7 protein-coding genes are annotated in these 7188 nt (G+C 72.7%); 3 read left to right on the top strand and 4 right to left on the bottom strand.

All coding sequences use genetic code 11. From position 1 onward, the window contains the following. Positions 1-1486 (top strand): polymorphic toxin-type HINT domain-containing protein (locus ACWDCZ_RS11610; RefSeq protein WP_449815840.1); only part of this gene is annotated, 1486 nt, incomplete at its 5' end. A gap of 367 nt (positions 1487-1853) precedes the next feature. Here the strand turns inward: ACWDCZ_RS11610 and ACWDCZ_RS11605 are convergent. The 3 genes from ACWDCZ_RS11605 to ACWDCZ_RS11595 form a co-directional block, all read right to left on the bottom strand. Continuing rightward, positions 1854-2219, bottom strand: coding sequence for a hypothetical protein (locus ACWDCZ_RS11605; protein WP_449815839.1), 366 nt, complete (start codon positions 2217-2219; stop codon positions 1854-1856). Between the two features lie 378 nt (positions 2220-2597). Beyond that, complete coding sequence (locus tag ACWDCZ_RS11600; RefSeq protein ID WP_117486873.1) at positions 2598-2807, bottom strand: hypothetical protein; 210 nt, start codon at positions 2805-2807, stop codon at positions 2598-2600. A gap of 85 nt (positions 2808-2892) precedes the next feature. Then, positions 2893-3471: a CGNR zinc finger domain-containing protein gene (locus ACWDCZ_RS11595; RefSeq protein ID WP_449815838.1), complete on the bottom strand. Its 579-nt coding sequence runs from the start codon at positions 3469-3471 to the stop codon at positions 2893-2895. A gap of 88 nt (positions 3472-3559) precedes the next feature. Between ACWDCZ_RS11595 and ACWDCZ_RS11590 the strand changes: the two genes are divergently transcribed. Then, the gene (locus tag ACWDCZ_RS11590; protein WP_449815837.1) at positions 3560-5155 is read left to right on the top strand and encodes an FAD-dependent monooxygenase; all 1596 of its coding nucleotides are present in this window, start codon (positions 3560-3562) and stop codon (positions 5153-5155) included. A 28-nt stretch (positions 5156-5183) separates the two neighbouring features. Here ACWDCZ_RS11590 and ACWDCZ_RS11585 read toward each other — a convergent pair whose 3' ends face one another. Further along, positions 5184-5720, bottom strand: a complete 537-nt coding sequence (locus tag ACWDCZ_RS11585; RefSeq protein WP_449815836.1) for a DUF1707 SHOCT-like domain-containing protein — start codon at positions 5718-5720, stop codon at positions 5184-5186. Between the two features lie 196 nt (positions 5721-5916). Between ACWDCZ_RS11585 and ACWDCZ_RS11580 the strand changes: the two genes are divergently transcribed. After that, positions 5917-7155, top strand: coding sequence for a serine hydrolase domain-containing protein (locus ACWDCZ_RS11580; protein WP_449815835.1), 1239 nt, complete (start codon positions 5917-5919; stop codon positions 7153-7155). Positions 7156-7188 lie beyond the last annotated feature (33 nt).

The following is a 7188-nucleotide window of genomic DNA, read 5'->3' as shown; positions in this document are numbered from 1 at the left end:
CAAGGCCGCCGCGGCCGCGAAGACCGCCAACGCCGCCAAGGCCTCCGCCAACCGCGACGCCGCCAAGGCCGTCTACTCCGCCAACCAGGCCGAGAGTTCGGCCCGGCAGGCCCGCTGGTCCGCTTCCGAAGCAAGCTCGTTCGCGTCCGCCGCCCGGGCCTCCGCCGAGGCGGCCGGCCAGGACGCCCAGGCCGCCCAGACCGCCGCCGACGAGGCCCACGCCAGCTACGAGGTGAAGCGGGACGCCGAGGAGAAGGCCCGGCTCGCCAGGCTGGAGGCGGAGCGCAAGGAGGCCGAGAAGCAGGCCCAGGCCGAGAAGGAGAAGCAGGACGCGATCGCCGGGATCGAGGAGGAGATCAAGAAGGCGAAGGAGGACAGCGACAACGTCAGCTACCTCTACCACCTCTTCTCCGAGAGCGTCCACCTCACCCTGGACGTCATCGGCGGCGCGGGCGGCGTCATCGCCCCCGGCCTCGCCGACATCGCCGACCTCGTCAACTGCGCCTACTACGCCGTCGAGGGCCGCACCACGGAGGCTCTCACCTCCTGCATCGGCGCGATCCCCTTCATCGGCGACGGCGCCGCCGTCGCCAAGCTCGCCCAGTGGGCCAAGAAGTTCGGTTCCTGGGGCGAGAAGGCCGTCGAGTTCATCCAGAAGCTCGTCACCAGGCTCCCCACCGAGTGCCTGCTGAACAGCTTCCCGGCCGGCACCCGCGTCCTGATGGCCGACGGCTCCACCCGCGCCATCGAGACGGTCCGGATCGGCGACGAGGTCCTCGCCACCGACCCCACCACCGGACTGACCGGCCCCCGCCGGGTCACGGACACCATCTACACCCCGGACGACCGCGACTTCACGGACATCTCCCTGGGTGCCGGGAAGTCCCTGACCAGCACCGACCACCACCCCTTCTGGTCCGAGAACCGGAAGCAGTGGACCGACGCCGCCGCCCTCAAGCCCGGCGACGAACTGCGCGACCCGGCCGGCCGGCCCCAGCGCGTCGAGGACGTCCGGCACTGGAACACCCTCCAGCCCGCCTACAACCTCACCGTCGACGACCTCCACACGTACTACGTGCAGGCCGGCGACCTGCCGGTCCTGGTCCACAACGCGAAGAACTACTGCCCGAAGCGGCTCGCCCTCGGTGTCACCGTGGACGACGACGGCAAGCTCATTCTGGACGCATTCGCCAAGTCGGATGCCATCAAGGCGAAGTCGTACCACGACTTCCCCAGGGGCACGAACTGGATGGAGACCGTCCGCGAGGCGCTCACTCCGGGGAAGAAGACCGAGATCTTCTTCAACCTCGACGAGATCGGGAAGGCGAACGCCCGGGAGTGGGCCGAGAAGTTCGGCGACCTCGCAGACCCCTCAAGGCACTGGACGGCCTGGGAGCTGAAAATGATCAGGGAGTCGCCCAAGGAGGTGCGGGACCGCGTGAAGTGGTACGAGAACGGGGTCGAGACGACGAGCCCCTTCGACTGAGACGAACCCCCTTCGAACGCACGGCCGTTGAGCTGCTGACCATGCGCCCGAACTCCGGGCGCGACGGATTGTCCGCCTAGGCTCGGGGAACGTGCTCGAAGCCGCCGTCGCCGCACGCTCGATTTCCGATCGGTCCCAGGAGCCCGCCAGAGTCCGCTCTGGCGGGCTCCTGCTGGTCCTGACAGGTGGCACAAGTGACGGACGTGTCGGGAGGATCGCGCAATCACCGTGCGGGACGGTCGGGTCCCGACTGAGGACCTCCGGGAGTCGGCCTCCGTATAGGTGCTCCGCTGGACCCGTCGCCGGTGGTGGCACGTCGGCCCCCTCCGAGATCGGAGGGGGCCGGGGGGGTCGCTCCCGGTCGGGATCAGCAGCCGATGTAGCGCATGCTGAGGCCGGTGATGTGGGTGCCCGAGGGCGCGTAGAGGGTGATGGCGCGGGACTTGCCCTTGCCGCCGGCCCAGTCGCTGTCGACGTGGCCGCCGTTGGAGAGGGTGCCGCGCACGTACGGACAGCGGCCGTCCGCCTTGGTGTCGTGCACCGTGCCGACGACCTTGGTGTTGTAGTTGCACCACTTGCCGTTGGCGTAGCCCTCGCCGGAGCTGATGCTCCAGTTCTGGGTGCACGAGTCGGCGGGCGGCGCGGCGTGGGCGCCGACGGCCGGGAGCAGCACGGCGGCGAGGGTCAGAGCGGCGACGGCGGCTCCGTGGACGGCGAGACGGCGCTTGGACATGGCGGTACCTCCACACGGGGTTCACGGTGGGCATCCGGAGGCCGGGGCGGCGGGGCAGCAGGACATCGGCGGCGGCGCGCGGAGCGCGGCACGACCGGCACCCGCCCTCGGCGTTCCACCGAGCGTGACGTATTCGAACGACCGTCGTCAACGACGGAGTCGGCCACGAGCGGCGGCGGTCCACCCCTGCGGCACCGGGGTGGTACGGGCGCCCCAAGGGGTACGTCCCGCACCATGGGGGTGAGGTCGGACGGTCGTCCACGTGCGCGAACCTCGACCCGAGGTTCGCCAGTCGGGCGCCGGACAGCCACCGGGGCCGACGGTGAGCGGGTCTCCGGGCGGGCCGTTCCGCTGACGCCTCCCGGCGGGGCAGGCCGGTCACAGGGGCCCGGTATCGATCCTGACGAGGGTCTGCCGCACGGTGCCGTCCGGCTCGTACACGGTGCGGTACAGGTACGGGACGCCCGAGCCGTCGAACACGGCGATGCCGTCCTCGACGACCGCCCGCTGCTCGGCGATGGCCCGGAGCCGGCCGTCCGAGTCCGGCGGCAGCTCCGGCTGCGGGGGGCGGCGGTGTCGCCCGGCCATGGCGGCCCTCACTTTCGCTCTGTGCGGGCCACCCTCCAGGGGCCCTCCGGCGGCAGCGTAGACCCCTGCGGTCACCACCAGTCCTCTAGCTCTTCTGGGCGCGGTGGGCGGCGACGCGGACGCGGGTGGCGCAGCGGGGGGTGCAGTAGCGCTGTGGGGTGCGGCGGCCGGTGTCGATGAAGAAGCGTCCGCAGCCCGGGGCGGCACAGCGGCCCCAGGCGCAGGTGCCGCGTTCGCTGAGCCACAGGCCGAGGGCAAGGGCGGCGGTGGAGAGCAGCCAGTGGGTGAGGCCGGCGTCGGCGGGGGCGCGGGTGTGCAGGGACCAGGGCCGGCCGGGGAGGCGGACCAGGCGGGGGCGGGGCGGGTGGCGGTCGAGCAGGGTGTTGATCAGGTCGGCGGCGTGGTCCGGGTCGTCGGTTTCGAGGACGGCGGTCACCTCGGCGGTGGCCTGGCGCAGTTCGCGGGCGTCGGCGTCGGTGAGCCGGAAGGGCGGGCCGCCGTGGCGGTCCAGGAGGGCCTGGAGTCCGACGGCGCCCGTGTCGGGGTCTTCGCGGACAGTGTTCGCGAGGTCGGTGAGGAAGTGGAGGCCGCGGGGGTTGCCGTCGTCGCCGTCCTGGGGCCGGGACTGGGGTTGGGGTTGAGGCTGGGACTGGGACTGCGCCATGGGGGTGGCCTCGCGGGGTCTGGGAGGGTGCCGTCCGGACCATGGTAACGTCAAAATGACCCAGTAGGCGTTACTGAGGAGTGGTGGCATGCGATACCCCGGGACCACACCCGTGCTCATCGTCGGTGGCGGACCGGTCGGCCTGACCCTGTCCGTCCTGCTGTCCGGCCACGGCGTGCCGCACCTGCTGGTCGAGGCGCACCCGGACACCTCGCGCCACCCCAAGGCCCGTGGGGTGTCGGCGCGTTCGATGGAGGTCTTCCGGCGGTGCGGACTGGAGGAGGAGGTCCGGCGGGCCGGGCTCCCGGCCTCGCAGGTGTTCTTCTACCGGGGCCGCAGCCTGGTCGACCCGGACTTCGTCCGCACCGGCGTGGCGGCCGGCACGGCGGAGGACGCCGAGCGCACCCCTACGCCCGGGCTGATCTGCTCACAGGACGCCCTGGAGGCCGTCCTGCTCCGACGGGCCCGCCAACTCGCCCCGGACGGCGTCCGGTTCGCCACCCGTCTGCTCTCCCTCACCCCACGGGACGGACACGTCCAGGCCCTGCTGGAGCACCGCACCACCGGCGAGCGCCACACCGTGCGCGCCGACTGGCTGGTCGGCTGCGACGGTGCGTCGAGCACCGTCCGCACGGCGGCCGGCATCGAGATGGCGGGGCCGACCGGCCTCGGCCACTTCCTCAGCATCCGCTTCGAGGCACCGCTCGGCGAGGTGGTGGCCGACCGCGCCAGCGCCTCGTACTTCCTCACCGAACCGGGCCGCGGCGGCTTCCTGGCCGTCGACAACGACCGCCGGTGGATCTACCAGTACCCGTACGACCCCGAACTCCCGGGCATCGACGACCTGTTGAGCGACCACCGGGCACTCGCCCGGCTGGTCCGGGAGGCCGCCGGACTGCCCGGGCTGGCCGTCACCGTCCAGGACACGATGACCTGGCGGATGGACGCCCGCCTCGCCGGGGCCTACCGCCGCGCACGGGTGCTGCTCGCGGGCGACGCCGCCCACGTGGTGCCGCCGACCGGCGGGCACGGCATGAACACCGGCATCGGCGACGCGGACAACCTCGCCTGGAAGCTCGCGGCGGTCACCGCCGGGACGGCCGGCGAGGCCCTGCTGGACACCTACGAGGCCGAGCGGCGCCCGGTGGCCCGGCAGGTCATCGACATCTCGCTCGCCAACTCCCGTGCCCGCGCCGGGTACCGGATCGACGACGAGCTGCTGCTCACCGCCGCCTACCGCTCGACGGCGGTCCTCGCAGACCCGACAGCCCCGGAACGGCCACCCCTGGACCCGGACCGCGAACACCCCGACGGCACGCCCGGCACCCGCCTCCCCCACCTCCGCCTCCCCGGCCCGCCCGGGGCCGCAGCCACATCCACCCTCGACCTGGTCGGGCCGGGCTTCACCCTGTTCACCACGGCCACGGAGGACGCCGGCTGGCAGCACCAGGCGGACACCGCGACAGCGGCGGGACTGCCGGTCACCGTACACACCCTGGCGCCCCCCGACTGGGCCCGCGCCACCGGCCTTCCCGCCACCACCGGCGGCGCCGCCCTCGTCCGCCCGGACGGCCACATCGCCTGGCGGGCGCGGCAACCACCCGCCGGAGAAGGCGAGTTGCTCACCATCCTGCGGCACGTGCTGTCCGCGGCGGAACGGCCGAGCCCCTCGGTCCAGCCGTAAGGACCACCGACCTCGACGACAACACCGCTCAGCTGCGGGCGTGCCGGATCTTCAGACGGCCGAAGCCGGTGGTCCCGGTGATCCGTATCGTCGGGTTGCCCACGGAGGAACGGCGGGGAGGCGTGTAGCGCACGTCCTTCCAGCCTCCCTGGAGGCCGTCGATGTCGACGACGGCGTCGCGCGGGACGGTGATCTTCGCACTGCCGGTACCGAGCCCCAACTCGATGTCGATCACCGGATGTTCGATGACCGCCTCCGACAGGTCCAAGTGCACCCGCCCGAAGGCCGACGCCACCTGAAAGCTGCGCGGAACCCGCCAGGGGCCGCGGCGCACCAGGCGCCCGCTGACGGCGGCGATGGTCGGGACCGCTCCCTGGTCCGGCTCGGGGAGCGAGGCCAGGGGCGGCGCGAGGTCGGAACGCGTCTTCGCGGTGAGCACCTGGTGGAGACGGTCGTCCATCTCCTCGCGCGAGATGTGCCCTTCGGTGAACGCCTCTTGCAGGCGCTCCACGGCATGGTCGCGTTCAACGTCGTTGATCGGCAGGTTGTCCGACAGAGCGATCACCGTCCTACTCTAGTCCCGCTCCGGGGGCGGGCCGCGGCGTGGGACCGGCTCAGCCCGCAGGGCGACGCCCAACTGGCCCGACCAGTCCCAGGGAGGACACGGCGCGGCACCTCCGGTGGATGCCCGGGCGGGAACCCCTCCGGCACGCTCGGTACGGGGGCGGCGATGCGCGCCTGCCCCGGAAGGGACGCAGCCCATGCCCGACGTGACGACACCTCCGCGCGCCCTGAGGCGCGGCCTCCGCTCGGCGGCCGCGCTCCTGGCCGCCGCCACCCTGCTCGGCGCCGGTGCCACCGCGAGCTTCGCCGCACCCCCCGGCCGCCTGCCGGTCGATGCCCAACCAGCGGGCGAGCAGGGAACGTTGGCGACTGGAAGCGCCGAGGCCACCGCACTGCGCACCACGCTCCAGGGCATCGTCGACACCGGTTCCTCGGCAGCCGTCGGCGAGGTCCGGCAGGACGGGCGGACCATCTGGCGCGGGCGGGCCGGCGCGGCCGACCTGGCCACCGGCACGCCGGTACCCGAGCACGCCCGGTTCAGGATCGGCAGCGTCACCAAGACCTTCGTCGCCACCGTCCTGCTCCAGCTCTCCGCCGAGCGGCGCATCGGCCTGGACGACCCGATCGACCGTCACCTGCCCGGCGCGGTCCCGAACGGCTCGGCCATCACCGTCCGCCAGCTCCTCGACCACACCAGCGGGTTGTACAACTACACCGATGCGCCCGGCCTGGATCCCCAGGACGAGTCCCAGTACCTCGACTGGCTGGCGGGACCGCGCTGGCAGACCTACCAGCCGGCCGACCTGCTCGCACTGGCCAACCGCAACGCTCCGTACTTCCCGCCGGGAGAGGGCTGGCACTACTCCAACACCAACTACCTGCTCGCCGGCCTGCTCGTCGAGAAGGTCACCGGCCACCCCTGGCAACAGGAGGTCGACCGGAGGATCATCCAGCCGTTGGGACTGCGCGACACCGGCATGCCCGGCCGCTCCGTCCGGCTGCCCGGCCCCCACGCGCACGGCTATGTGAAGCTCTCGACCGGGCCGGTGGACGTCACCGAACTCAACCCGTCCGTCATGGGCGCCGCCGGGCAGGGCATCTCCGGCACCGCCGACCTCAACCGCTTCATCGCCGCCCTGCTGGACGGCCGGCTGCTGCGGCCCGCCGAACTCGCCGAGATGACCAGGACGACGGACGCCGGCCCAGGACGCGGATACGGGCTGGGGCTGGCCCGGTTCGACACTCCCTGCGGCGTGTTCTGGGGTCACAGCGGAGACCTCCCCGGCTACTCGACGATGGTCGCCGGCACCGCCGACGGCCGACGCCAACTGGTGCTCTCCCACAACCCGTACGACCGCTCCGACCCGCGCGCCGCCAAGTCCGCGGTGACGGCCTTCCTCACCACGGCCGCGTGCGGGGCCAACCCCGGGCACTGAACCACTCCCGGGACGCAGAACCGGCGCAGCGCC

This window comes from Kitasatospora sp. NPDC001225 (genome assembly GCF_053597855.1).
This window is presented reverse-complemented; position numbering and strand designations above follow the sequence as displayed.

Bases quoted from the DNA above. Each gene is read 5' to 3' on its own strand.
- ACWDCZ_RS11605 (WP_449815839.1), bottom strand. From the start codon at position 2,219: ATGTCCAAGCGCCGTCTCGCCGTCCACGGAGCCGCCGTCGCCGCTCTG.
- ACWDCZ_RS11600 (WP_117486873.1), bottom strand. From the start codon at position 2,807: ATGGCCGGGCGACACCGCCGCCCCCCGCAGCCGGAGCTGCCGCCGGAC.
- ACWDCZ_RS11595 (WP_449815838.1), bottom strand. From the start codon at position 3,471: ATGGCGCAGTCCCAGTCCCAGCCTCAACCCCAACCCCAGTCCCGGCCC.
- ACWDCZ_RS11580 (WP_449815835.1), top strand. From the start codon at position 5,917: ATGCCCGACGTGACGACACCTCCGCGCGCCCTGAGGCGCGGCCTCCGC.
- ACWDCZ_RS11590 (WP_449815837.1), top strand. From the start codon at position 3,560: ATGCGATACCCCGGGACCACACCCGTGCTCATCGTCGGTGGCGGACCG.